Genomic DNA, 24211 nt, shown 5'->3' with positions numbered 1-24211 from the left:
CGGACCTGAACCACGACGCCTGTATGACCTCTGTAAAACCCCGGCTGGATGCCCTCACGGCTGAGCGCCTGCGCGGCATGCGTCGCGGCATCGAGAAAGAAAGTCTGCGTGCGCAGCCCGACGGCAAACTGGCCCTGACGCCGCACCCCGCCGCGCTGGGCAGCGCGCTGACGCACCCGCACATCACCACCGACTACAGCGAATCGCAGCTGGAGCTGATCACCGGTGTGCACGACAGCGTGGCCTCGTGCCTGGCCGAACTCACCGAGATCCACCAGTACACCGTGCGCAGCCTGCGCAAGGCCGGCGACACCTCGGGCGAGGAAATGCTCTGGGCCTCCAGCATGCCCTGCGGTCTGCCCACCGACGAGACCATTCCGCTGGGCCGCTACGGCTCGTCCAACGTCGGACGCGCCAAGAGCGTGTACCGCATGGGCCTGGGCCACCGCTACGGCCGGCGCATGCAGACCATCTCGGGCATCCACTACAACTGGTCGCTGCCGGGCGTCGACAACGACGGCTACTTCGCGCTGATCCGCAACTTCCGCCGGCATGCCTTCTTGCTGCTCACACTGTTTGGCGCCTCGCCCGCGGTGTGCTCCACCTTCGTCGAAGGCCGCGAGCACGAGCTGTTGCCGCTGGGCAGTGGCGGCAGCCTGCACATGCCCTACGGCACCTCGCTGCGCATGGGCCGCCTGGGCTACCAGAGCGACGCGCAGGCCACGCTGGACGTGAGCTACAACGGGCTCGAAGGTTACGCGGCCTCGCTGCACGACGCGCTCACCCGGCCCTGGCCGGCCTACGAGGCGCTGGGCATCCGCAACCCGGGCGGTGACTACAACCAGCTTGCCACCACGCTGCTGCAGATCGAAAACGAGTTCTACGGCACGATCCGGCCCAAGCGCGTGATCTACCCCGGCGAACGCCCGCTGCACGCGCTGCGCGAACGCGGCGTGGAATACGTCGAGGTGCGGCTGATGGACCTCGACCCGTTCGAGCCCATCGGCATTGGCGCGCCCACCCTGCGTTTTCTCGACGTGTTCCTGCTGCACTGCCTGCTCAGCGACAGCCCGCCCGACACGCCGGACGAAATCCACGAACTCAAGCGCAACCAGCACCTCACCGCGGCGCGTGGGCGCGAGCCCGGCCTGCGCCTGGAGCGCCGGGGCCAGAGCGTGCCGCTGGTGCAATGGGGCAGCGAGATCCTGGACCAGCTCGATCCCATCGCCCGTGCGCTCGATCTGTCCCAGGGGGGCGACGCCCATGCCGAGGCGGTGAACCAGGCCCGCGCCGGGTTGCTGGCGCCCCAGACCCTGCCCTCGGCGCGGGTGCTCGCCGCGATGCGCCAGGAGCACGGCGATTCCTTCGTGGCGTTCGTGCGCACGCAGTCGCAACAGATCCATGCCCACCTGCTGGGCCTGCCCTGGAGCGCCAAGCAGCAGGCCCGCTATGAAGCCATGGCCGCGCAGTCGGTGCTGGACCAGCGCGCGATCGAAGCGGCCGACACCATGCCGTTCGACATCTATCTGCAGGAATACACCTCGCCCGCGCGCCTGGGCAGGCCCAACGCTTCGCCACTCGCCGCCGCTGTCTGAGCGGAGGGGCGGGCCCCGCGCCGGTTACCCCTTGAAACCCGCGTTTCGCCTGCGTGTGTTCATCGCGGCGGTGCCCGGCGCTAAGCTGCGGGGTCGTTGACAAGGGGCACACATGGCACGATTGACCGCAGCGGACTTTGACCAGGAACTGCTGATCCTGTTTGACGCCTATGTGCATGGCGACATCGACCGCCGTGCCTTTCTGGAGCGGGCCAGCCGCTTCGCCGTGGGTGGCGTCACGGCGGCCGGGTTGCTGGCCACGCTCAGCCCCGATTTCGCGGCCGCCCAGGTGGTGCCCAAGGACGACAAGCGCGTCTTGACCCTGGTGGTGGACGTGCCCTCGCCGTCGGGGTCGGGCACCGTCAAGGCTTATCTGGCCAAACCCGCCACGGGCACGGCCAAGCTGCCCGGGGTGCTGGTGGTGCACGAAAACCGGGGCCTCAATCCCCACATCGAAGACATCGCCCGGCGCCTGGCCCTGGAGGGCTATCTGGCGCTCGCGCCCGACGCGCTCACGCCATTGGGCGGCTACCCGGGCGACGAGGACAAGGCACGCGCCCTGTTCGCGCAACTCGATCAGACCAAGACCCGGCAGGACTTCATCGCCGCGGCCGAGGCGCTGAAAGGCCGCCCCGACTGCACGGGCCGCATCGGCGTGGTGGGCTTCTGTTATGGCGGCGGCATCGCGCACATGCTGGCCACCCAACTGCCCGACCTGGCCGCGGCGGTGCCGTTTTACGGCAACCTGCCCCCGGTCCAGGACGCGGCAAAAGTCAAGGCGCCGCTGCTGATCCACTTCGCCGGCATCGACGAGCGCATCAACGCCGCCTGGCCCGCCTACGAGGCCGCGCTCAAGGCCGCGGGCGTGCGCTACACCGCCTACCAATACCCGGCCACCCAGCACGGCTTCCACAACGACACCACGCCGCGCTACGACACCAACGCCGCCCAACTGGCCTGGGATCGCACCCTGGGTTTTTTCAAGCAGAGCTTGACATGATCCCCCCCGCAGCGCTTCGCGCTACCCCCAGGGGGCGGCACTGGCCGTCCGGCAAAGCCGGCCCGGCGGTGCCCTGGGGCTGGACCGTCTCATGCGTCGCGGGTGTTGGGGTGGACCTCAGTCGCCGGGGCCGATGAGCGTCACGTCCTCCAGCGGGTAGGCCGCGCAGGGCAATACGCAGCCCGCGGCTTTTTCCTCGGGCAGCAGCCCGGGCCATTCGATGCCGTAGCGCACGCTCCCCCGCAGCAGCCGACCGATGCAGGCGCGGCAACTGCCGTTGCGGCACGAGGCAGGCCAAGCCACGCCCGCGCGCAGCAGGGTCTGCAGCAGCGTGTCGTCGGCGCGGGCGGCCAGGGTCTGGCCCGTCTCGGGCAGGTGCAACTGGAAGACGGTGGGCTGGGGCGGAGTGCTCACTGGACTGCCCTCCGTGCAGTGCACTGCGGGGCTGAGCGCCTTCGGAACGGCCGGGCGGCGCTCACTGGAGTACCTTCGCCCTGCGGGCTGCGGTGCGAGCTTGCTTGGGAGAGGCCCGGCGCGGCGCTCATGTGCACAAATCCAGACACGGCGGCTTGCTCATGGGCGGTTCGGGGATGCTGCACGCACTGCCTGTTGAATGGGCAATCTGAAGAACTTCATTGTGTGACAAGCACTTAGGTTGACCGTACAGAACTTGCCATCACTTATGCACAGCCTTGTCCAAGGTTTCGCTGGACAAGTGGATAAATGCACTGGCCCGGGTGCCCGTTGTGCAGGCAGTTTGAAGAAGCACTTAGGGCCACAAGCACTTGCGCGCCCCGTACACGGCTGACCCCGGGTTATGCACAAACTTATCCAGTGTTTCGCTGGACAACTCACGGAAGAAGAGACGAGGCTCAGGCCTCGCCGCCGAAACGCTGGATCAGGTTGTCGATGTACTTTTCCACCAGCTTCTCGAACTCGCCCTGCACCACGGGCACCACGATCATCTTCATCAGGCCGGGCAGCGGCACCTCGATCTCGCCCTGGATGGCGAGCGTGAGGCCGGTGGACTTCTTGTTGTCCACGATCTTCCAGTGGCCGCCCACCAGCGCGTTGCCCACCCCTTTGACGGGGGTCCACTTCACCGAGCCCTTGGTTTTGTCGCTGACGTATTTGCTGGCGTACACGGTCTGGATGTTGACCTGCGCCGTGCCCACCTTTTCCATCTCCCACTGGTAGACGCCGTCGCCCAGATCGGTGAGTTGCTCGACTTTGGGAAAATGGCTGACCGAGGCCGGCACGTCCGAGAGCAGCTCGAACACCTCGGCGGCCTTGGCCTTGACGTCGAATTCGTAACCCAGATCAATCTTGACGGTGATGCTCATGTGTCTCCTCTTGGGGGTGTGGGAAGGGGGAAATCATTGTGGCATGGCGACCCCGGCGCGCCGATAGAGTGCGCTACCCAGAGCACAATCCCCGTCTCACCGAAAGAACACCAACCCATGAGCATCCAGTGGTTTCCCGGGCACATGCACCTCACGCGCAAGGCCATCACCGAGCGCGTGAAAGAGATCGACGTCGTGATCGAAATGCTGGACGCGCGCCTGCCCGGCTCCAGCGCCAACCCGCTGCTGGCCGAGCTCACCAGCGGGCGGCCCACGCTCAAGGTGGTGAACAAGCAGGACATGGCCGACCCCGAGCGCACCGCGCTCTGGCTGGCGCACTACAACGCCCAGGCCAACACCCGCGCGATCGCGCTCGACGCCAGCGTCACCGCGCCCGCGCGTGCCCTCATCGACGCCTGCCACGCGCTGGCGCCGCTGCGCGGCGACATGGTCAAGCCCATGCGGGTGCTGATCTGTGGCATTCCCAACGTGGGCAAGTCCACGCTCATCAACACGCTCAAAGGCAAACGCGCGGCCAAGACCGGTGACGAGGCCGGCATCACACGCACCGAGTCGCGCATCGTCCTGGCCGACGGCTTCTATCTGTACGACACGCCGGGCATGCTCTGGCCGCGCATCGTCGTGCCCGAGAGCGGCTTCAACCTGGCTGCCAGCGGCGCCGTAGGGCGCAACGCCTACGACGACCAGGAGGTGGCGCTGGAGTTGCTGGACAAGATCAAGGCCGCCTACGGTGCCGAGCTTGACGCGCGCTACAAGCTGGGCCTGTCGCCGCAGGCCATCGCCGAACTGCCCGACGAAGAGCTGATGGCCGCCATCGCGCGCAAGCGCGGCGCCATCGGGTCGGGCGGCAGCATCAACTGGCAAAAGGCCGCCGAACTGGTGATCGCCGATTTCCGCGGCGGCATTCTGGGCCGCATCACGCTGGAGACGCCCGAGCAGTTCCAGCGCTGGCTGCACGCGGGCCAGGAGGCCGATGCGCAGCGCCAGGCGCGCAAGAAGGAACGCAACAAGAAACCCGCCAAGCCCGACAAACGCTGAGGCGCCGGCCCATCACCCAGGAGCAACCCATGTCCACCACCGCCCCGCCGATCCACCCCGAGAACGATCCCCGCGTCAAGGCGGTGTTCGACGACATCCGTGCCACGCGCAACACGGACTTCATCAACAACATGTGGCGCTACCTGGCGTTTGATCCGGCGCTGCTGGAGCAGACCTGGGCCGAGGTCAAGCGCGTCATGGCCACGCCCTCCAGCCTGGACCCGCTGACCAAGGAGCTGGTCTACATCACCGCGTCCATCATCAACGGCTGCAGCTACTGCGTGCACTCGCACACCGCCGCGGCCAGCGCCAAGGGCATGACGCGCGAGCAGCACGCCGAGCTGCTGTCCATCGTGGCGCTCGCCGCCAAGACCAACCAGCTCGCCACCGCGCTGCAGGTGCCGGTGGACCCGGTGTTCGACAAGGGCTGATCCCGGTTCGGAGTTGGCTTGACGCGGGTCAACCCGCGCAGACCGCGGTGGTGCCAGCATGGTCCTTTCCTGAACGGAGGTGTTTCCATGTCCGATCCGCGTCGCATCCTGCTCATCAACGGCCACCCCGATGCCGGGGCGCACCATCTCATCCACACCCTGGCCGACGCCTACGCCGAGGGCGCGCAAGCCGGCGGACATGCGCTGCGTCGCGTGGAGGTGTCGGCACTGGACTTTGCACTGCTCAAAAGCCAGCACGAATGGGAACACGGCGAGTTGCCGCCCGCGCTGCGGCCCGCGCAGGACGCCATTGCCTGGGCGCAGCACCTGGTGCTGTTGTTCCCGCTCTGGATGGGCGACATGCCGGCCATGCTCAAGGGCTTTCTGGAGCAGGTGGCGCGGCCCGGGTTCGCGTTTCACCGCGATGAAAAGAATCCGTTTGGCCGCAAGGCACTGGGAGGGCGCTCGGCGCGCATCGTGGTGACCATGGGCATGCCCGCGCTGGTCTACCGCTGGTATTTCCGTGCCCACAGCGTCAAATCGCTGGAGCGCAACATCCTGGGGTTTGTCGGCATCGCCCCGGTGCACGAAACGCTGATCGGCTTGGTGGATCAGCTGGGCACGCCGGGCGTGGCGAAGTGGCAGGGCAAGTTGCGCGCGTTGGGGCGGCAGGGGCGCTGAGTCAGGCCCCGTCCAGCAGGTCGGCGATCTCGTCGGGCGGCGCCACGGTCACGCCCACGTGCAGCGTGTGCCGGGCACCGCCCTGGATCACGCCGCGCATGGGTGAGACGTCGGAAAAGTCGCGGCCGATGGCAAGGGTCACGTAGTCCTCACCCGGGCTGCCCCAGCCGCAGCGGTTGTTGGTGGGGTCGAAATCGAACCAGGCGCCGCCGAGGGCCGCAGCCACAGCTTCTTCGCTGGCGGCGGGGGCTTCGTCATCGGCATCGGCTCCCCCATCAGCGCTGGCGCCGGCCGGCAGCGGCACATAGACCGAGACCCAGGCGTGCGACGCATCGGCACCGATCAGGCGCGGCTTGCCGGGCGGCGGTTGGGTCAGCAGGTAGCCGCTCACGTAGCGCGCGGGCAGGCCCAGGCTGCGCAGGCAGCCGAGCATGATGTGGGCGAAGTCCTGGCACACGCCCTTGCCTTGCTCCAGCGCCTGCAGCGCAGGGGTGTTGACCTCGGTGCTGTCGGTCTCGTACCGCAGCTGGGTGTGGATGCGCTCCATCAGCGCGCGCGCGGCCTCCAGCACCGGCAGGCCGGCGGTGAACGCCGGGCGCGCAAAGGCCGCGAAAGCATCGTCGCGCGGCACGTAGGGCGAGGCGAACAGGAATTCGCAGGCCGGGTCGTAGGGCGCGTGCGCACGGTAGCGGAAGTGTTTGCGCACGCTCTCCCAGCCGGTCTGTTGCCAGGCCGGGCTGTCGGGCAGCGGCCGCGGCGCCTGGGTCTCGACCAGGCTGTCGGCCTCCACGGTCAGGGTGTCGTGTGGTGCCTGCAGCGAAAAGAAGGTGCGCAGGTTGCCAAACGCGTCGGTGGTCTGGCTGCGCGCCGACGGCTCGGGGCGCACGTGCAGGGTGTGCGCCAGCAACTTTTGCGTGGGCGTGTCGCGCGGCGAGAGATGCACCATGTGCTGCGCCATGTCGATGGTGCCGTGGTAGCGGTAGCGGGTGCGGTGAAGAATGCGAAGCAACATCCTATGCTCCGAGGCTCTGGTTGCCGCGGTCGGCGTGGCTGAAGTGCAGGCGCGTGATGTCTTCGGACAGCGCGCCCGCGGAGGCCTCGCAGTCGTCGAGCAGCCCGGCCAGTTCGCTCCAGGTGCGCTGGCCGTCGGGCGCGCGCTGCCAGTTGCTCAGGTCGGCCAGCACCCAGGTGTCGGGGTCGGGCAGGTCCATCGCCAGCGCCGCGTCCTGCGGCATGGCGCTCAGCGAAAGTTTGGCCAGGCGCGAGCGCAGGGTCTGCACCACCCAGGCCAGCGACCGCGGGTTGTCGCGGTCCATCACCAGGAGGTCGATCAGCGCCACCATGTCGCGGCGCTGCTGGTACAGGGCGTGGAAGGTGATGGTGCTGTCGAACAGCGCCACCAGCGCTTCAAAGCCCGCCGGGTCGTGCACGCAGTGGTGTTCGAGCCCGAGCGCGAGCGCACGCGAGAGGGTGATGAGACGTTCGATGTGGCGGCCCACCGAGAGCAGGCGCCAACCGTTGTCGCGCACCATGCGGTCGGTCTGCGCGCCGGTGATGGCGGCGAGCAGTTCGCTGGCGTTCTGCAACGCGGCCAGGGCTTCGGCAGTGCCGTATTCGGCGTCGGCGGCCATGTCGGCGCAGTCGTGGGCGAATTCGGCCTCGGTGCGTTCGATCAGGTTCCAGTGTTCCTGCGACAGGCGTTCGCGCACCTGCGCGGCGGCGGCCTTGAGCGCGCGCAGGTTGAAGCCCACGCTGTAGGTCTGGCCGGCCAGCGGCGTGCCCGGTTCGGGCGACAGGCCGGCCATGAGGCTGCGCGCGAACACGCGGGCCGATTGTTCGGCCCCGGGCACGTCGGGCAGCACCAGCGAGTTTTCGCGCGCGGCGGCCGAGAGCCAGGCCATCAGCGGGCGCGAGCTCGGTTCTTCACCGGCCAGGTGGTTGAGCGCGATCTGGGCCAGGCGGATGCTGTTTTCAGCACGCTCGGTGTAGCGGCCCAGCCAGAACAGGTTTTCGGCGGCGCGGCTGGTCACCGGGCGTTTCTGGTGCGCCAGCGCCAGCGTGCTCGGCGCGGACTGAAGCAGGCTGGTGTGATCGACCAGGCCTTCGGTCTGCACCCAGCAGTCGGCGCTGCTGCCGCCGCGCTGCATGGAGGCCATGAGCTGGCCGCGCGGCGCCAGCCGCACCAGGCCGCCGGGCAGCACGCGCCAGGACTGCGGGCCGTCGGCCAGCGCGAACACGCGCAGGATGGCCGAGCGCGGCATCAATCGCTCGCCCGACCAGGTGGGCGTCTGCGACAGTGGCATCCAGGACTGCACGGTGTAGTCGTCGGGGTGGCGTGCCATGCGACCCGACCACTCGTTGAGTTCGCGCGGGTTCAGGCACTGGCCCATGGCCGTTTCCAGGCCCGAACTCGGGTAGGTGGGCTTGATCACGCTGTCTTTCAGCAGCGGCAGCACCTCTCGCAGCGCCGCGCTTTCGCCGCACCACCAGGTGGCCAGTGAAGGCAGGCTGAGTTCTTCCCCCAGCAGGTGGCGGCTGATCGCGGGCAGGAAGCCCAGCAGCGCGCTGGATTCCAGCGGGGCCGAGCCGGGCGCGTTGGCCAGCAGCAGGTTGCCCGCGCGCAGCACCTGCAGCAGGCCGGGCACGCCCAGGCGCGAGTCCGAGCGCAGCTCCAGCGGGTCCAGCCACTCGTCGTCCAGCCGCTTGATCAAAGCGTGCACCGGCTCCAGGCCGCTCAGGGTCTTGAGGTACAGGCGCTGGTCGCGCACGGTGAGGTCGTGGCCTTCGACCAGGGTGAGGCCGAGGTAACGCGCCAGGTAGGCGTGTTCGAAATAGGTTTCGTTGTAGGGGCCGGGCGTGAGCAGGGCGATGCGGGCGTTTTCGCCCTCGGGCGCCATGGCCTTGATGCCGTCCATCAGCGCGCGGTAGCTCGCGGCCAGGCGCTGCACCTTCATGCCGGCGAAGGCCTTGGGGAACTGGCGCGAAATGGCGATGCGGTTTTCCAGCAGGTAGCCCAGACCCGAGGGCGCCTGGGTGCGCTGGCCCACCACCCACCAGCGGCCATCGGGCCCGTGGGCGAGGTCGAAGGCCACGATGTGCAGCCAGGTGTCGCCCGGCGGTTTGACCCCCTGCATGGACCGCAGGTAGCCCGGGTGGCCCTGCACCAGCGCGGCCGGCAGCAGCGCCTGCTTGAGCAGTTCGCGTTCTCCGTAGAGATCGGCCATCACGGCGTTGAGCAGGCGGGTGCGCTGCATCACGCCGGCCTCGATCCGGGCCCAGTCCTGCGGGGGAACGATCATCGGGAACAGGTCCAGCGCCCAGGGACGCTCCTGGCCCGACGCGTCGGCGTAGACGTTGTAGGTCACGCCGTTGTCGCGGATCTGGCGTTGCAGGTTGTCGGAGCGGCGGTTCAGCTCGGCAAAACCATCGGCGCCGATGTGTTCAAAAAAACTGGCCCAGGGCGCCGACAGGCCGCTGCCGCCCTCGCCACCCGCGGACGGGGGCAGGCGCAGCTCGTCCCGGTGGCCTTCATCGGCCGGGACGGACAGGGACAGCGCCCAGTCGCCGGGCGATTCGGGGCTGAGCTCGTCAAACAGGGTGTCGGGGGCGTCGTGGTTCACGGGTTCCGAGTATGCCTTCGCTGGCCGAGCAAGGGCCTGGGGCGAAACCCGATCCGTGGGGGGGGGGGCGTGTGCCGTCCTTCACGTTGGTGTGTTCGCCGTTAGGTGGGGTTCAAGGACGACGGAGCGCGATATGAAACGCATGAGGCGACGCCAACCCAGGCCAGCGCGGAACCGGCTTTGCCGGGCCGCTGCTGGCGCCCCCTGGGGGGTGACGCCGCAGGCGGCGCGGGGGGGTCAATACCGCAAATCCAGTGTGAACGGGAACTCGCGGCTCGGCGTGGCGGGGGCCACCACCAGCTTGCCCGGGGTGTGGCCCATCTGGAAGAAGCGCGACATGCGCCGGCTCTCCGCTTCGTAGGCGTTGATCGGGAAGGTGTCGTAGTTGCGACCGCCCGGGTGGGCCACGTGGTACTGGCAGCCGCCGAGCGAGCGCTGCATCCAGGTGTCCACGATGTCGAAGGTGAGCGGCGCGTGCGCGGGGATCGACGGGTGCAGCGCCGACGGCGGGCTCCAGGCCTTGTAGCGCACGCCCGAGACGAATTCGCCCACGGTGCCGGTGCTTTGCAGGGGAATGGCGCGGCCATTGCAGGTGATGACGTAACGGCTGTCGTTGTAGCCACTCACGCGCACCTCGATGCGCTCCAGCGACGAATCGACATAGCGCACGGTGCCACCGGGCGCGCCTTCTTCGCCCATCACGTGCCAGGGTTCCAGCGCGCTGCGCAGCGTGAGTTCGATGCCACGCGCCGAGACCTCGCCCACCAGCGGGAAGCGGAACTCGAAGTGCGGCTCGAACCAGGCCATGTCCAGCGGGTAGCCGAACTCGGCCAGGTCGGCCAGCACGTCTTCGAAGTCCATGCGGATGAAGGTGGGCAGCAGGAAGCGGTCGTGCAGCTCGGTGCCCCAGCGCGTGAGCTTGTGGGCGAAGGGCTGTTGCCAGAAACGCGAGACCAGGGCGCGCAGCAGCAGCTGCTGGGCGATGCTCATGCGGGCGTGCGGCGGCATTTCAAACGCCCGCAGTTCCAGCAGGCCCAGGCGGCCGGTGGACGAGTCGGGTGAAAAGAGCTTGTCGATGCAGAACTCGCTGCGGTGGGTGTTGCCGGTGACGTCGATCAGGATGTTGCGCAGCGTGCGGTCCACCAGCCAAGGCGGCATGTCCTGACCGTGGGTCTCGCGGTTTTTCTCGATTTGCGCGAGCGCGATCTCCAGTTCGTAGAGCTGGTCGTTGCGGGCTTCGTCCACGCGCGGCGCCTGGCTGGTCGGGCCGATGAAGAGGCCGCTGAACAGGTAGGACAGCGAGGGGTGGTTGTGCCAGTAGGCGACCAGGCTGCCCAGCAGCTCGGGGCGGCGCAGGAAGGGCGAGTCGGCCGGCGTGGCGCCACCGAGCACGAAGTGGTTGCCGCCGCCGGTGCCGGTGTGGCGGCCGTCGGTCATGAACTTCTCGGCGCACAGGCGCGTCTGGTAGGCCGCGTCGTACAGGAACTCGGTGCGCTCGACCAGCTCGTCCCAGCTGCTGCTGGGGTGGATGTTGACCTCGATCACGCCGGGGTCGGGCGTGACCTGCAGCATCTTCAGGCGCGGGTCTCGCGGCGGCGGGTAGCCTTCGAGCACGATGCTCATGCCCAGCATCTCGGCCGTGGCCTCCACGGCGGCCAGCAGGTCCAGGTAGTCTTCGAGCCGCTGCATGGGCGGCATGAACACATACAGGTGCTGGTTCTTGCCGCCGTGGGCCTTTTCCGCCTTCGGGCCGTTGGCGCGGTGCGGGTCGCGCGCTTCCACGCAGAGCGCGGTGCGCGTGAGCCAGGCCGCCGATTCACCGCGCTGCGGGAGCTTGGACGACAGCGCCTGGGCGGGCGCAGCGCCCGTGCCGGGCTGGCCGTCGATGGCCGGCCCACCGGCGGGGCCAAAGTCGGTGCCCTGCAGCGACACCGTGCCGCCTTCGGCAAAGCCACCGCCCACTTGGTGCGGCGAGAGCTGGTGCAGCACGGTGGCGCCCTTGGGCAGCGGGTCGCGCGGGGCGTGCGGGTCCTGCTCGATGTGGTACGGGTAGTCGGCGGCTGAGACCCAGGGCAGGGAATCGAGCGGCAGGCGGTAGCCCATGGGCGAGTCGCCGGGCACGAGGTACATGCGCTCGTCGCGGAAGAACCAGGGGCCGGTGGACCACACCGTGCCCGAGACGCGGTGGTAGCCCTCGCTCTTGCCGTTGTTCGTCAGCGGGCCGTGGCCATTGGCCATCAGCGGCAGCACGAAGCCCACGGTGGCGTCCAGTCCCTGGGTGAACACGCGGCGCAGGCGCGCACGCTCCAGCTCGTCGTCGAGCTTGGCGTCGAAAGGGTCCACGTTCACCGGCAGGCGGCGTTCGCGCCAGAGGTAGTACCAGGTGTCCTCGTAGCCGGGGGTGATGTACTGCGTGGACAGGCCGAGCTGGCGAGCCAGTGCCTGCGTGAAGCGGCGCGCATCGTCGGCGTCGTATGTCGCGGCGTCGCGTTCGTCGGCCAGCAGGGCCGGGTTGTTCCAGCAGGGCTCGCCGTCGGCGCGCCAGAACACCGAAAGCGCCCAGCGCGGCAGCTGTTCGCCCGGGTACCACTTGCCCTGGCCCATGTGCACGAAGCCGCCCGCGCCGTAGTGCTCGCGCAGCCGGCCCAGCAGCTCGGTGGCGTAGCCGCGTTTGGTGGGGCCGAGCGCGTCGGTGTTCCATTCGGCGGCGTCGCGGTCGGCCGTGGCCACGTAGGTGGGTTCACCGCCCATGGTCAGGCGCACGTCGTGTTTCTCCAGGTCGGCGTCCACCTTCTGGCCCAGCGCCACCACACCGGCCCACTGTTCTTCGGTGTAGGGCTTGGTCACGCGCGGTGATTCGTAGACGCGCGTCACGCCCATGTGGTGCTCGAACTCGACCTCGCACTTGTCCATGGCGCCTTCGACCGGCGCGGCGCTCGAGGGCTGCGGCGTGCAGGCCAGCGGAATGTGGCCTTCACCGGCCAGCAGGCCCGAGGTCGGGTCCAGGCCGATCCAGCCGGCGCCGGGCAGGAACACCTCGCACCAGGCGTGCAGGTCGGTGAAGTCTTTCTCAGGGCCGCTGGGGCCGTCGATGGCTTTCACGTCCGGGGTCAGCTGGATCAGATAGCCCGAGACGAAGCGCGCGGCCAGGCCGAGGTGGCGCAGCATCTGCACCAGCAGCCAGCCGGTGTCGCGGCAGGAGCCGCTCTTGAGCTTGAGCGTTTCTTCGGGTGTCTGCACGCCCGGCTCCATGCGGATGGTGTACGAGATGTCGCGCTGGAGCATCTGGTTGATGTCCACCAGGAAGTCGATGGTGCGGCGCTTCTTCACGTCCACCCGGGCCAGGTAGGCCTTGAGCTCTTCGGTCAGCGGCGCTGTGGCGAGGTAGGGCGCGAGTTCCTGCTGTTGCGAGGCGTCGTAGCTGAACGGGAATTCCTCGGCGCGCGGCTCCAGGAAAAAGTCGAACGGGTTGTGCACCGCCATTTCCACCACCAGGTCGATCGTGACCTTGAACTCGGTGGTGGGCTCGGGAAACACCAGGCGCGCCTGGTAGTTGGCGAACGGGTCCTGCTGCCAGTTGATGAAGTGGCCCGCCGGTTCGATCTTCTGCGAGTACGACAGCACCTTGGTGCGGCTGTGCGGCGCCGGGCGCAGACGCACCACCTGGGGACCGAGTTTGACCAAGCGGTCGTACCGATAATGGGTGATGTGGCTCAGGGCAACATGAATGGCCATGCTGGTGTCTTTCAACAGGGGGGTGAGAAAACAATGGATTCGCAGGCCAGGCATTGGTACGCGCGGCTGGCAGGCATGCTAGCAAGTCTTGCGCCAAATGGTGATGACAACCCTGCCGTTCGCAGTGGGCCGGGGTGCGACCAATGAGCCTGCGGCGCAGCGCCCAGGCCGGGCTGCCGGCCGGTGTGGCGGGCGTGGCCCTGCAGTTGCAGCAGGCTGGCCTGTGGCCCTGGGGTGGGTACCTCGGTGCCTTGTGCGCGGGCCTGCTGCTGGTGGGCTGGTTGTGGTGGCGCTTGCTGTCCGGGCGGGCCGCGCTCGGGCGGGGACGGGTCGGCGCGGCGCTGGGCCTGGTGGTGGTGATCACTGCGGGCGCGTTGACCGGCTTTGGCCTGACCGGCGTGCGCGCGGTCCACTTCGCGGCCGGGGCGCTGCGGCCCGGCCTGCAGGGCCTGGACATCGAGGTGACCGGCCGCGTGGCCTCGCTGCCGCAGCGCACTTCGCTGGGCGAACGCTTCGAATTGGCGGTGGAGACGGCCACGCGCAACGGACACCCGGTGCCGCTGCCCGGCCTGTTGCAACTGAGCTGGTTCCGCGGCGCCGGGCCCGGCGTGGCGCCGGCAGCGGCCGAGCGCCCCGCCCCCAACCTGTTCGCCGGCGAGCGCTGGCGCTTCACGGTGCGCCTGCGCAGCCCGCACGGCGACGCCAACCCCCATGGTTTTGACCGCGAACGCTGGCTGTGGGAGCAGGGCGTGGGCGCCACCGGCTATGTGCGTGACGGCCCACGCGATCCACGGCCACAGCGGCTGGGCCGCACCCGCTGGCACCCGGTGGAGGCGGCACGCCAGTGGGTCAGCGAGCGCATCGCGCAGCGCGTGGACGATGGGCGCAGCGCCGGCGTGCTCGCCGCCCTGGTGGTGGGCGAGCAGAGTGCCATCGAGCGTGCCGACTGGGACCTGTACCGCAGCACCGGGGTGGCCCATTTGATGAGCATCTCCGGCCTGCACGTGACCATGTTCGCCTGGCTGGCCACGGCGCTGATCGGTGGCCTGTGGCGGCGGCTGGCCCGGGTCTGGCCTGGCGCGCTGCTGGCCGTGCCCACGCCGCTGGCGGCGGGCCTGGGCGGGGTGGCGCTGGCGGCGGCCTATGCGCTGTTCTCTGGCTGGGGCGTGCCCTCGCAGCGCACCGTGGTCATGCTGGCCGTGGTGGTCGGCCTGCGGCTCTCGGGCCGGCACTGGCCCTGGCCCGTGGTGTGGCTGCTGGCCATGGTGGCGGTGCTGCTGCTCGACCCCTGGGCCTTGCTGCAACCGGGCTTCTGGCTCAGCTTCGTGGCGGTGGGCATCTTGTTTGCCACCGACCCGGGCCGGCGCACCGCCCGCCAGGCTGTAGACGACGGGGCGCGCCCGCAGCGTGCGCTGCGCGCGGGCGGGGCCCTGCTGCTGCGCGAGCAGGCGGTGGTGACGGTGGCGCTCGCGCCCTTGTCGCTGCTGCTGTTTGGCCAGTTCTCGGTGGTCGGCCTGCTGGCCAACCTGCTGGCCATTCCCTGGGTCACGCTGGTGATCACGCCACTGGCGATGCTGGGCGTGGCGCTGCCGCCGTTGTGGGACGCGGCGGCGCTGGCGGTGCAGTGGCTGGGCGTGGGGCTGCAGTGGCTGGCCCAGTGGCCCTGGGTTTCGATCCACCGCGCGATACCGCCGGCGCCGCTGGCGCTCGCGGCCGTGCTGGGCGGTGCCCTGCTGGTGTTGCGCCTGCCCTGGGCGCTGCGCGGCGCCGGCCTGCTGCTGGTGTGGCCCGCGCTGCTCTGGACGCCTGCGCGTCCGGCGCCGGGCCAGTTCGAGCTGCTGGCGCTGGACGTGGGGCAGGGCAGCGCGGTGCTGGTGCGCACCGCGAGCCACAGCCTGCTCTACGACACCGGGCCACGCTACAGCCCCGAGAGCGACGCCGGGCAGCGCATCGTCGTGCCGGTGCTGCGCGCCCTGGGCGAGCGGCCCGACGCGGTGGTGGTGAGCCACCGCGACAGCGACCATGCCGGCGGCTCCGTGGCGGTGCAGACGGCCTGGCCGCAGGCGCGCTGGCTCTCGTCCTTTGACCGCGACCCGCAGCGGCGCTGCCTGGCGGGCCAGCGCTGGCACTGGGACGGTGTGGACTTCGAGCTGCTGCACCCCACGCCCGAGCATTACGCGCCCGATGGCAGCGGGCGGCTCTCGAGCAACGCCATGTCGTGCGTGTTGCGGGTGAGCGGCGCGGGCCAGAGCGCCTGGCTGAGCGGTGACCTGGACGCCGAGCGCGAAACCCGTCTGGCGCTGGCCCGCCCGGAACTGCGCGCCAGCGTGCTGCTGGCGCCGCACCATGGCAGCCGCACCTCGTCCAGCCCGGTGCTGCTCAACACCCTGCAGCCCCGCTGGGTGCTGGTGCAGTCCGGCTACCGCAACCGCTTTGACCACCCGGCCGCCACCGTGCTGGAGCGCTACCGCCAGCGCGGCATCCGCTGGGTGACGTCTCCCGACTGCGGGGCCGCGCGCTGGCACAGCGCCGAGCCCGACGTGGTGCATTGCCACCGCGAAGAGCACCGCCGCTACTGGCACCACCGCCCGGTGCCCGACGCGCCGCTGCCCGCCAGGGAGGAGGGTGCCATTGCGCCGGGATCGGGCGGTGCCGATTGAGTTGGTTGGAAATTCAGGGGGTTAAGAGGCCCGGTTGGGCGCGCCACAACGCACTCCCTGGCCCAGTCCTTGCTATGCTGTGGTCAGGAGAAAAATGCCCATGAGCCAACCGATGTTTGACGAAATGAACGCCTCGCCCAGCGAGGTACGGGCCCACTATCAGAACTACGCCCGATGGTTGGCGCAGCAACCCGAGGAGGTGATGGCGGCCCGGCGCGAAGAGGCCGAAATGATCTTCCGGCGCGTCGGCATCACCTTCGCCGTTTACGGTGCCAAGGACGAGGACGGCGCCGGCACCGAGCGGCTGATCCCCTTCGATCTGATCCCGCGCATCATCCCGGCCCACGAGTGGAAGAGCATGGAGGAGGGGCTGGTGCAGCGCGTGACGGCGCTCAACCGCTTCATCCACGACGTCTACCACGACCAGGAAATCATCAAGGCCGGCCTCATCCCGTCCGAGCAGATTTTCCAGAACGCGCAGTTCCGCCCGGAGATGATGGGCGTTGACGTTCCCAACCAGATCTATTCGCACATCTCGGGCATCGACATCGTGCGCGCACCCAACGCCGAGGGCGTGGGCGAGTACTACGTGCTCGAAGACAACCTGCGCGTGCCCAGCGGCGTGAGCTACATGCTGGAAGACCGCAAGATGATGATGCGGCTGTTCCCCGAACTCTTCGGTCAGAACCGCGTGGCCCCGGTGGCCCACTACCCCGACCTGCTGCTCGAAACCCTGCGCGCGGTCAGCCCGGCCACCACGGCCGAGCCCACCGTGGTGGTGCTCACGCCCGGCATGTACAACAGCGCCTATTTCGAACACGCCTTCCTCGCGCAGCAGATGGGCGTGGAGCTGGTCGAAGGGCAGGACCTGTTCGTCAAGGACAACTTCGTCTACATGCGCACCACGCGCGGCCCCAAGCGCGTGGACGTGATCTACCGCCGCGTGGACGACGACTTCCTCGACCCGCTGGTGTTCCGTCCCACCTCCACGCTGGGCTGCGCCGGCCTGCTGGGCGTGTACCGCAGTGGCAACGTGACCATCTGCAACGCGGTGGGCACCGGCATCGCCGACGACAAATCGATCTACCCCTATGTGCCCAAGATGATCGAGTTCTACCTGGGCCAGAAGCCGATCCTGAGCAACGTGCCCACCTTCATGGGCCGCAACCCCGAAGACCTGAAATACATGCTCGCCCACATGGAGGAGCTGGTGGTCAAGGAGGTGCACGGCGCCGGCGGCTACGGCATGCTGGTGGGGCCGGCGTCCACCAAGGCCGAAGTCGAAGAATTTCGCGCCGTGGTGAAGGCCAAGCCCGACGGCTACATCGCCCAGCCCACGCTGAGCCTGTCCACCTGCCCCACCTATGTGCAGAGTGGCGTGGCGCCGCGCCACATCGACCTGCGGCCCTTCGTGCTCAGCGGCAAGGAGGTGCAGATGGTGCCCGGCGGCCTGACGCGCGTGGCGCTCAAAGAAGGCTCGCTCGTCGTCAACTCGTCACAGGGCGGCGGTACCAAAGACACCTGGATACTTGAGGACTGACACATGCTTTCACGCACCGCCGATCATTTGTTCTGGATGTCCCGTTACACCGAGCGCGCCGAAAACACCGCGCGCATGCTCGATGTCAACTACCAGACTTCGCTGCTGCCGCAGTCCGCCGCCGTGGCGCAGGTGGGGTGGGAGGGCCTGCTCGTCATCAGCGAGCTCATGCCGGCCTACACCACCAAGTACGGCAAGGACATCACGCCGCGCAACGTCATGGACTTCATGGTGCGCGACGAGTCCAACCCATCGAGCATCATCTCCTGCCTGCGCGCCGCGCGCGAGAACGCGCGGGCCGTGCGCGGGGCGCTGACCACCGAGCTGTGGGAAACCCAGAACAGCACCTGGCTGAAGCTCTCCAGTTACCTCAAGTCCAAGGACTTCGAGCGCGACCCCGGCGCGTTCTTCGAGTGGGTCAAGCACCGCTCGCACCTTTCGCGCGGGGTGGCGGTGGGCACCATGCTGCAGGATGAAGCCTTCCATTTCTACCGCATGGGCTCGTTCCTGGAGCGGTCCGACAACACGGCCCGTCTGCTGGACGTGAAGTTTCACGCGGTGCAGAGCGACTTCTTCGGCGCCGCCAGCGAGCAGGATCAGGAATACGACTTCTACCACTGGAGCGCCATCCTGCGCTCGGTCTCCGGCTTTGAGGTCTACCGCAAGGTCTACCGCGACGTGATCACGCCCGAGCGCGTGGCCGAGCTGCTGATCCTGCGGCCCGACATGCCGCGCAGCCTGGCCGCCAGCATGAACGAGGTGGTGGCCAACCTGAGCGTGGTGGCCAACGAGATCTCGGGTGAAACGCTGCGCCGCGCCGGCAAGCTCAAGGCCGATCTGCAGTACGCGCGCATCGACGAAATCCTCGCCACCGGCCTGCACGCTTTCCTCACGCAGTTCCTGGACCGCGTGAACGAACTCGGTGGCCGCATCAGCCAGGACTTCCTCGTGCCCACGGTGCATTGAGCGAACCGGGAAGCGGCCGCTTCCCGGGCTACCGCCCTTCCACCAGCGCCTGCACGGCCTGCCCCAGCTCGATCACCGCGAGCGCGTAGTAGCTGCTCCAGTTGTAGCGCGTCACCACGTAGAAATTCTCGGTGCCGGCCAGGTAGCTCGGTGGGGCGCCGCCGTTGGCCGGGTCGCCGTTCTGCAGCTCGATCAGGGCCAGCTTGCCGCTGTGTTGCAGGGCCGCGCCTTCGAGCACGGCGCCGTGGGCGGTGAAGCGTTCCACGCTGAAGGTGGGCAGGATGTCGGGCGCGAGCAGGGCGTCCAGGTCCAGCGTGGCCGGGTCGAACGCCACCGGGTAGTGGGTGGGCAGGCCGGTCTGCCAGCCGAAGTGCTTGAAATAGTTGGCCACCGAACCGATCGCGTCGGCCGGGCTGCCAGAGAGGTCGATCCGGCTGTCGCCGTCGAAGTCGATGGCGTACTTGCTCCAGCTGCTGGGCATGAACTGGGGCCAGCCCATGGCACCGGCGTAGCTGCCGCGCAGGGCCAGCGGGTCCTGGCCGGTGCGCTGGGCCAGGCTGAGGTATTGCTCCAGCTCGCTGCGGAAGAACTCGGCGCGCGCGGCCGCCCGGGGGTGGCTGGCGGGGAAGTCGAAGGCGAGCGTGGTGAGCGTGTCCATCACGCGGAAGTTGCCGGTGTGCCGCCCATACAGCGATTCCACGCCCAGCACACCCACGATCAGGCTCGCGGGCACGCCGAACTCGCGCTCGGCGCGCTCCAGCGGCTCGCGGTGGGTCTGCCAGAACTGCAGCCCGGCCTGCAAGCGCACCGGCTCGATGAAGCGGGCGCGGTAGGCCGCCCAGTTCTTGGCCGTGCCGCTGGGGGCGGGGGTGGTCAGCCGGATCACGGCCGGCAGCCGCTGGGCCGCGCCGATCTGCTGGCGCACCCAGGCCGGGTCAAGGTTGCGGCGGCTGGCCAGGTCGTCGGCGAAGGCCATGGCGGCCTCGTGCTGGTCGTAGGTGAAGGGGGGCGGCGGGCTGGCGTTGCCGTGGTTGCCGTTCTGGGCCAGGGCGGTGGCGCTGTGCAGGCACAGCGCCACGAGCAGTGCCGACGCGCTCGACGCCGCGCGCCGCGCGGCGGAAGAGAGGCGAAAGGTGATGGTCAATGGAGGGGTTTCCGGGGCCAGGTGAGTTGCTGGAATTCGCGTTGCAGCGCGGCCAGCGTGAGCGGGCTGTGGCGGCTGTAGCGCTGCGCTTCGAGGCGCAGCAGCCATTGTGCGAGGCGGTTGCTGAATTCGGTGGAGCCAAAGTGCCGCTGCACCTGGGCGGCCAATTCGCGCGGGGGCAGGTGGTCGCCGCTGTCCAGGCCCAGCTGCCGCAGCCGTTTGCGGCTGCGCTGCAGCAGGCGCAGCCAGGGGTCGTGCTGCTGGCGTTCCCAGAGCGTCCAGGCCGCGCCGAGCAGGCTCACGCCCACCACCACGCCGATGAGCACATAGGCCAGGTCGGTCCAGCTGGGCGAAGAAAAGCCCAGCTTCTTCAGCAGGTCGAGCTGCTGGCCCTGGGTGTAGTTCAGCACCCACTGGTTCCAGCGGTTGTTCACCGCTTCCCAGGCCGCGCGCAGCTGGGTCGTGAGCGTGGGGCTGAGGTTGCGGAAGGCGCCTGCGATGGCGCCCTCGGGCGCCCGCAGGCGCTCGAACGAGCCGATGCGGCCCGGCGACACCGCCGAGGTCGGGTCCACGCGCACCCAGCCCCGGCCCTGCAGCCAGACCTCGGCCCAGGCGTGGGCGTCGCGCTGGCGCACCGTCCAGTAGCCGTCCACGGCGTTGAGCTCGCCGCCCTGGTAGCCGGTGACGATGCGCGCCGGGATGTCCATCGCGCGCATCAGGATCACGAAGCTGCTGGCGATGTGTTCGCAGAAGCCTTCGCGTTTGTCGAACCAGAATTCGTCGGCCGTGTGCTGGCCGTACACGCCGGGATCGAGGGTGTAGGTGTATCCGCCGGTGCGCAGGCGCTGCATCACGGCGTCGATCAGCGCCGCGTTGGCCTGCGGCCCGCTGCCGTGTTCGCGGCGCAGCGCCTGCGCCAGCGCCAGCGTGCGCGGGTTGTAGCCGCCCGGCAGTTCGATGTGGTCCTGCAGGGCCACCACCGGGGTGAGCGGACCGTGGCGGAAGTTCACGTGGCTCTCGGCCCGGTAGCGCACCAGGGTGTCCATGGGCCGCATGGTGATCCACTGCAGGTCGCTGTTCATGCGCGCGCGCGTGCCCGGCACCTCGGAGACCTGCGTGGCGGCCTCCAGCACGAACAGCCAGGGCCGGCGGTTCGGCTCCATGGTGACTTCGTAGCGCACCGGTGGGCCCGAGACGCTGAGGTCGGCCGGCAGCGCCATCGAGGTTGGAAACCCCGAACGCAGGGCGCGCCATTCGATGCCGTCGAAGTCGCTGAGCACCGGGCCGCGGAAATACAGCTGGCCCTGGGGCGGCGGCGCGTCGTCGAACCGCACGCGCAGCGCAATGCCATCGTCGAGCGCCAGTTCGGCGAAACGGCCCACCCGCATGCTGCTCGACAGGCCACTGCGGCCGGTCTCGTCCTGACCGGGCATGCCCCACAGCGGCGACAGCCGGGGGAACAGCAGGAACAGCACCAGCATGATGGGCGCGCCCATGGCCGCCATGCCCGCGGCGATGCGGGCCGCCTGGGCCAGGGGCGGGCGGCCCACCGGCATGTGGGCGTTGACCAGCGCGGTCAGCAGGCCCAGCAGCGCGATCAGGATGCCGGCCGCGGTGAGCAGCGACTGCGAATGGAAAAAGTGCGTGAGCAGGGTGAAGAAGGCGAGGAAGAACACCACGAAGGCGTCGCGCCGGGCGCGCAGCTCCAACGTCTTGAGCGCCAGCAGCACCACGATGAGCGTGACGCCGGCCTCTCGCCCCAAAAGGGTGCGGTGGGTCCACCAGGTGGCCGCCACGGTGAGTGCCAGCAAACCCATGCGCCAGGCCCAGCCCGGCAACGGCAGCCCGCGCAGCGCCAAGGTGGTGCGCCAGGCCAGCACCCCGGCGGTGAGCGCCGTGCACCACCACGGAATCTGGCCGATCTGCATCATCACGACCCAGGCGATCACGGCCAGCAGGAACAGCGTGTCGCGGGTGTCCCGGGGCAGAGACGAGGCCGGGCGAATGGGGGACGACGCGAAGCGGCGCGGGAATTTCATGTCAGTTTTCCAAGGTGCCGGAGCGACACCCGCAACGCATGAAGCGGTCCAGCCCAGGACACCACCGGGCCGCAGTGTCCGATCCGAGAAGCCGGCGGAACCGGCTTTGCCGGGCCGCATCGGCTTGCCCCCTTGAGGGGGTAGCGCGAAGCGCTGCGGGGGTGCTTCATACCAACGCCAGCGCCTCCAGGCAATCGGCACGGTGACCCGGGCCCTGGTCGGGCGCAAGCTCGCGGCCGGGCAGCCGCAGGCCGTAGTCGAGCCCCAGGCCCTCGGCCATGAGCACCCAGGCGGTCAGGCGCGAAAGGCGGGCCTCAACGTCGGACGCGCCCGTGTGGGCGAAATCGAGCCAGAGTTGCTGGCGCTGGGTGGACAGGGCGTCGCGGCTGACCAGATCGTCGCGCCCGGTGGCAAAGGTCTGGGCGGCTTTTTTCCACACCACCGCCTTGAGCGGATCGCCGCGCCGGTAGGCGCGCACGCCGTCGAACTCGCCCGTGCTCTGTACCCGCGCGGCGCCCGAGCTGCCGGCGAGCGGTTCACCCGGGGGCAGCGGCGGCGGGTGCGCTTCGGGCGCCGGGTAGACCAGCACCTGCGCCGCCGGGCGCCAGACCGTCCAGACACGGAAGGTGCCGAGCGGAAACAGCGTGAGCGCGGTCAGCGGGGGCAGGCGGTGCAGCCCGCGAGTGGGGGGCGCCCAGGCCACCTGCAGCAGCGCGCTGCCCTGCGCGGGCACGTCGGTCCAGGCCAGGTGGGCGTCGGCGGGGCCGGCGATGCGGTCGCCCAGCACCCCCAGGCCAATGCCGTAGCGCGGTCGGCGCCGCTCGCTGGACAGCCGGATGTCCAGCGCCGCGGCCTGGCCGGCGTGCACCGGTGCGGGCGTCCCCAGGTGCAGGGTGAGGCCACGCAGATTGGCGTGGCACACGTAAACGCCCACCACCGCGCAGCCCGCCAGCAGGAAAGTGAGCAGGTAGCCCAGGTTGAGCTGGTAGTTGATGCTTGCGACCAGCAGCAGAAGCAGGGTGAGGGCCAGCATCCAGCCCGGCCGGGTCGGCAGGATGTAGACGTTGCGCTGGGTCAGGACCAGGGTGTCGGTCAGCGGCAGCCGGCTGTGCCACCAGCGTTGCAGTCGCCCACGCAAGGCCCGCAGCGGGTGGCGCCAGCCAGCCGGTACAGCAGCGTTGCCCGGAGCGGCAGCGGGACGGCGCAGGGCGGCAGGGCTCATGTCGGTTCAAAAGGGAACAACCAGCCACCCCGCCGGAGCGAAGTGCCCGAACCCAGAAACACCGCAGAACTGGCTTTACCAGGCCGCATATGTCGATCTCTTGGAAAGGCACTCAAAAGCCAGCCACCCTGCCGGAGCGAAGTGTCCAAACCCAGAAACACCGCGGAACTGGCTTTGCCAGGCCGCTGGTGTTGCCCCCTTGAGGGGGTCGCGCGCAGCGCGGCGGGGGTGTTCCACATCACGGTAGCGGCGTCGCTTCCAGCATCGCGCGCACCTGCTCCACCGCGCCGCGCCCGGCGCTGCTCACGGGGATCAGCCGGTGCGCCACGGTCTGGGGCAGGATGGAGGCGATGTCATCGGGCGCCACGTAGTCGCGCCCGCTCAGGTAGGCCTGCGCCTTGGCCGAGCGCACCACGGCAAGTGCGGCGCGGGGCGAGAGCCCCTGAGCGAACCAGCGCCCCGAGCGCGTGGCGGCCACCAGGTCCTGCAGGTACTCCAGCACCGGCTCGGCGGTGTGCACCTCGGCCACGGCCTGTTGCAGCCGGGCCAGGTCGGCCGGGGTCAGCACCGGCTGCAGGTGTTCGAGCATGTCGCGCCGGTCGGCGCCGCGAAGCAGTTCGCGTTCGGCGGCGCGGTCCGGGTAACCGAGCGAGAGCCGCATGTGGAAACGGTCGAGCTGCGACTCGGGCAGCGCGTAGGTGCCCAGCTGGTCGTGCGGGTTTTGCGTGGCGATCACGAAGAAGGGGTGCGGCAGGGCGCGCGTCTCGCCTTCCACCGTGACCTGCTTTTCCTCCATGGCCTCGAGCAAGGCGCTCTGGGTCTTGGGGCTGGCGCGGTTGATCTCGTCGGCCAGCAGCACCTGGGCGAACACCGGGCCGGGGTGGAACACGAAATTCTCGCGGCCGCGCTCGTAGATGGACACCCCCACCAGGTCGCTGGGCATCAGGTCGGCGGTGAACTGCACGCGCGAAAACTGCAGCCCGAAAGACCTGGAAAGCGCGTGCGCGAGCGTGGTTTTTCCCACCCCCGGCACGTCTTCGATGAGCAGGTGGCCACCCGCGAGCAGACAGGCCACGCAGTCGGAAACCTGGGCCGATTTGCCCACAATGACCGTGTTAAGCTGAACCAGAAGTTGGTGTATTTTTGTGTCGGCGTGCATGCCGCGAACCATACCGT

The 24211-nt window shown here is 69.2% G+C and carries 17 protein-coding genes; 8 read left to right on the top strand and 9 right to left on the bottom strand.

Translation table 11 applies throughout. The annotated features are described in order from the left end of the window. Positions 1-23 precede the first annotated feature (23 nt). Both gshA and AC07YZ_RS05215 read left to right on the top strand, forming a co-directional pair. Positions 24-1595 (top strand): glutamate--cysteine ligase, encoded by a 1572-nt coding sequence (gene gshA / locus AC07YZ_RS05220; RefSeq protein WP_494793972.1) that lies wholly within the window; start codon positions 24-26, stop codon positions 1593-1595. A 112-nt stretch (positions 1596-1707) separates the two neighbouring features. Then, the gene (locus tag AC07YZ_RS05215) at positions 1708-2595 is read left to right on the top strand and encodes a dienelactone hydrolase family protein (RefSeq protein WP_494793971.1); all 888 of its coding nucleotides are present in this window, start codon (positions 1708-1710) and stop codon (positions 2593-2595) included. Between the two features lie 117 nt (positions 2596-2712). Here AC07YZ_RS05215 and AC07YZ_RS05210 read toward each other — a convergent pair whose 3' ends face one another. Further along, the gene (locus AC07YZ_RS05210; protein WP_226492469.1) at positions 2713-3009 is read right to left on the bottom strand and encodes a 2Fe-2S iron-sulfur cluster-binding protein; all 297 of its coding nucleotides are present in this window, start codon (positions 3007-3009) and stop codon (positions 2713-2715) included. A 458-nt stretch (positions 3010-3467) separates the two neighbouring features. Next, positions 3468-3938, bottom strand: coding sequence for an SRPBCC family protein (locus AC07YZ_RS05205; protein ID WP_494793970.1), 471 nt, complete (start codon positions 3936-3938; stop codon positions 3468-3470). Positions 3939-4055: 117 nt separating this feature from the next. Here AC07YZ_RS05205 and ylqF point away from each other — a divergent pair, with 117 nt between their 5' ends. From ylqF to AC07YZ_RS05190, 3 genes are all read left to right on the top strand, one after another. Then, on the top strand, positions 4056-4997 hold the full coding sequence (gene ylqF / locus AC07YZ_RS05200) for a ribosome biogenesis GTPase YlqF (protein WP_494793969.1): 942 nt from the start codon (positions 4056-4058) through the stop codon (positions 4995-4997). A gap of 29 nt (positions 4998-5026) precedes the next feature. Beyond that, positions 5027-5428, top strand: a complete 402-nt coding sequence (locus tag AC07YZ_RS05195; protein WP_494793968.1) for a carboxymuconolactone decarboxylase family protein — start codon at positions 5027-5029, stop codon at positions 5426-5428. Positions 5429-5515: 87 nt separating this feature from the next. Further along, entirely contained in the window at positions 5516-6109 is a 594-nt protein-coding gene (locus tag AC07YZ_RS05190; protein WP_226492473.1) for an NAD(P)H-dependent oxidoreductase, read from the top strand. A gap of 1 nt (position 6110) precedes the next feature. On the opposite strand, the gene AC07YZ_RS05185 is transcribed toward AC07YZ_RS05190, so the two are convergent. The 3 genes from AC07YZ_RS05185 to AC07YZ_RS05175 all read right to left on the bottom strand — a co-directional run bounded on the left by AC07YZ_RS05185 (position 6111) and on the right by AC07YZ_RS05175 (position 13464). Then, positions 6111-7121 (bottom strand): transglutaminase family protein, encoded by a 1011-nt coding sequence (locus AC07YZ_RS05185; RefSeq protein ID WP_226492474.1) that lies wholly within the window; start codon positions 7119-7121, stop codon positions 6111-6113. 1 nt (position 7122) lies between these two features. Next, complete coding sequence (locus AC07YZ_RS05180; protein WP_494793967.1) at positions 7123-9729, bottom strand: circularly permuted type 2 ATP-grasp protein; 2607 nt, start codon at positions 9727-9729, stop codon at positions 7123-7125. A 237-nt stretch (positions 9730-9966) separates the two neighbouring features. After that, on the bottom strand, positions 9967-13464 hold the full coding sequence (locus tag AC07YZ_RS05175) for a transglutaminase family protein (RefSeq protein WP_494793966.1): 3498 nt from the start codon (positions 13462-13464) through the stop codon (positions 9967-9969). 143 nt (positions 13465-13607) lie between these two features. Between AC07YZ_RS05175 and AC07YZ_RS05170 the strand changes: the two genes are divergently transcribed. The 3 genes from AC07YZ_RS05170 to AC07YZ_RS05160 all read left to right on the top strand — a co-directional run bounded on the left by AC07YZ_RS05170 (position 13608) and on the right by AC07YZ_RS05160 (position 18630). Then, positions 13608-16124 (top strand): DNA internalization-related competence protein ComEC/Rec2, encoded by a 2517-nt coding sequence (locus AC07YZ_RS05170; protein ID WP_494793965.1) that lies wholly within the window; start codon positions 13608-13610, stop codon positions 16122-16124. Between the two features lie 100 nt (positions 16125-16224). Continuing rightward, positions 16225-17664, top strand: coding sequence for a circularly permuted type 2 ATP-grasp protein (locus AC07YZ_RS05165; RefSeq protein ID WP_494793964.1), 1440 nt, complete (start codon positions 16225-16227; stop codon positions 17662-17664). A gap of 3 nt (positions 17665-17667) precedes the next feature. Continuing rightward, positions 17668-18630, top strand: a complete 963-nt coding sequence (locus AC07YZ_RS05160; RefSeq protein ID WP_226492479.1) for an alpha-E domain-containing protein — start codon at positions 17668-17670, stop codon at positions 18628-18630. Between the two features lie 28 nt (positions 18631-18658). Here the strand turns inward: AC07YZ_RS05160 and mltB are convergent, their stop codons facing one another. The 4 genes from mltB to AC07YZ_RS05140 form a co-directional block, all read right to left on the bottom strand. Next, on the bottom strand, positions 18659-19768 hold the full coding sequence (mltB, locus tag AC07YZ_RS05155) for a lytic murein transglycosylase B (RefSeq protein ID WP_226494706.1): 1110 nt from the start codon (positions 19766-19768) through the stop codon (positions 18659-18661). 2 nt (positions 19769-19770) lie between these two features. Beyond that, entirely contained in the window at positions 19771-21813 is a 2043-nt protein-coding gene (locus tag AC07YZ_RS05150) for a transglutaminase TgpA family protein (protein WP_494793963.1), read from the bottom strand. 166 nt (positions 21814-21979) lie between these two features. Further along, the gene (locus AC07YZ_RS05145) at positions 21980-23035 is read right to left on the bottom strand and encodes a DUF58 domain-containing protein (RefSeq protein WP_494793962.1); all 1056 of its coding nucleotides are present in this window, start codon (positions 23033-23035) and stop codon (positions 21980-21982) included. Between the two features lie 238 nt (positions 23036-23273). Further along, positions 23274-24194, bottom strand: coding sequence for an AAA family ATPase (locus tag AC07YZ_RS05140; RefSeq protein WP_226492482.1), 921 nt, complete (start codon positions 24192-24194; stop codon positions 23274-23276). Positions 24195-24211 lie beyond the last annotated feature (17 nt).

It is taken from the genome of Hydrogenophaga sp. GW101-3F08 (genome assembly GCF_059424585.1).
The sequence above is the reverse complement of the archived record's forward strand: the minus strand, read 5'-3'. Positions and strand labels throughout refer to the sequence as shown.

Bases quoted from the DNA above. Each gene is read 5' to 3' on its own strand.
- AC07YZ_RS05185 (WP_226492474.1), bottom strand. From the start codon at position 7,121: ATGTTGCTTCGCATTCTTCACCGCACCCGCTACCGCTACCACGGCACC.
- AC07YZ_RS05170 (WP_494793965.1), top strand. From the start codon at position 13,608: ATGAGCCTGCGGCGCAGCGCCCAGGCCGGGCTGCCGGCCGGTGTGGCG.
- gshA (WP_494793972.1), top strand. From the start codon at position 24: ATGACCTCTGTAAAACCCCGGCTGGATGCCCTCACGGCTGAGCGCCTG.
- AC07YZ_RS05140 (WP_226492482.1), bottom strand. From the start codon at position 24,194: ATGCACGCCGACACAAAAATACACCAACTTCTGGTTCAGCTTAACACG.
- AC07YZ_RS05150 (WP_494793963.1), bottom strand. From the start codon at position 21,813: ATGAAATTCCCGCGCCGCTTCGCGTCGTCCCCCATTCGCCCGGCCTCG.
- AC07YZ_RS05190 (WP_226492473.1), top strand. From the start codon at position 5,516: ATGTCCGATCCGCGTCGCATCCTGCTCATCAACGGCCACCCCGATGCC.
- AC07YZ_RS05145 (WP_494793962.1), bottom strand. From the start codon at position 23,035: ATGAGCCCTGCCGCCCTGCGCCGTCCCGCTGCCGCTCCGGGCAACGCT.
- ylqF (WP_494793969.1), top strand. From the start codon at position 4,056: ATGAGCATCCAGTGGTTTCCCGGGCACATGCACCTCACGCGCAAGGCC.
- AC07YZ_RS05215 (WP_494793971.1), top strand. From the start codon at position 1,708: ATGGCACGATTGACCGCAGCGGACTTTGACCAGGAACTGCTGATCCTG.
- AC07YZ_RS05175 (WP_494793966.1), bottom strand. From the start codon at position 13,464: ATGGCCATTCATGTTGCCCTGAGCCACATCACCCATTATCGGTACGAC.
- AC07YZ_RS05165 (WP_494793964.1), top strand. From the start codon at position 16,225: ATGAGCCAACCGATGTTTGACGAAATGAACGCCTCGCCCAGCGAGGTA.
- AC07YZ_RS05160 (WP_226492479.1), top strand. From the start codon at position 17,668: ATGCTTTCACGCACCGCCGATCATTTGTTCTGGATGTCCCGTTACACC.
- AC07YZ_RS05205 (WP_494793970.1), bottom strand. From the start codon at position 3,938: ATGAGCATCACCGTCAAGATTGATCTGGGTTACGAATTCGACGTCAAG.
- AC07YZ_RS05195 (WP_494793968.1), top strand. From the start codon at position 5,027: ATGTCCACCACCGCCCCGCCGATCCACCCCGAGAACGATCCCCGCGTC.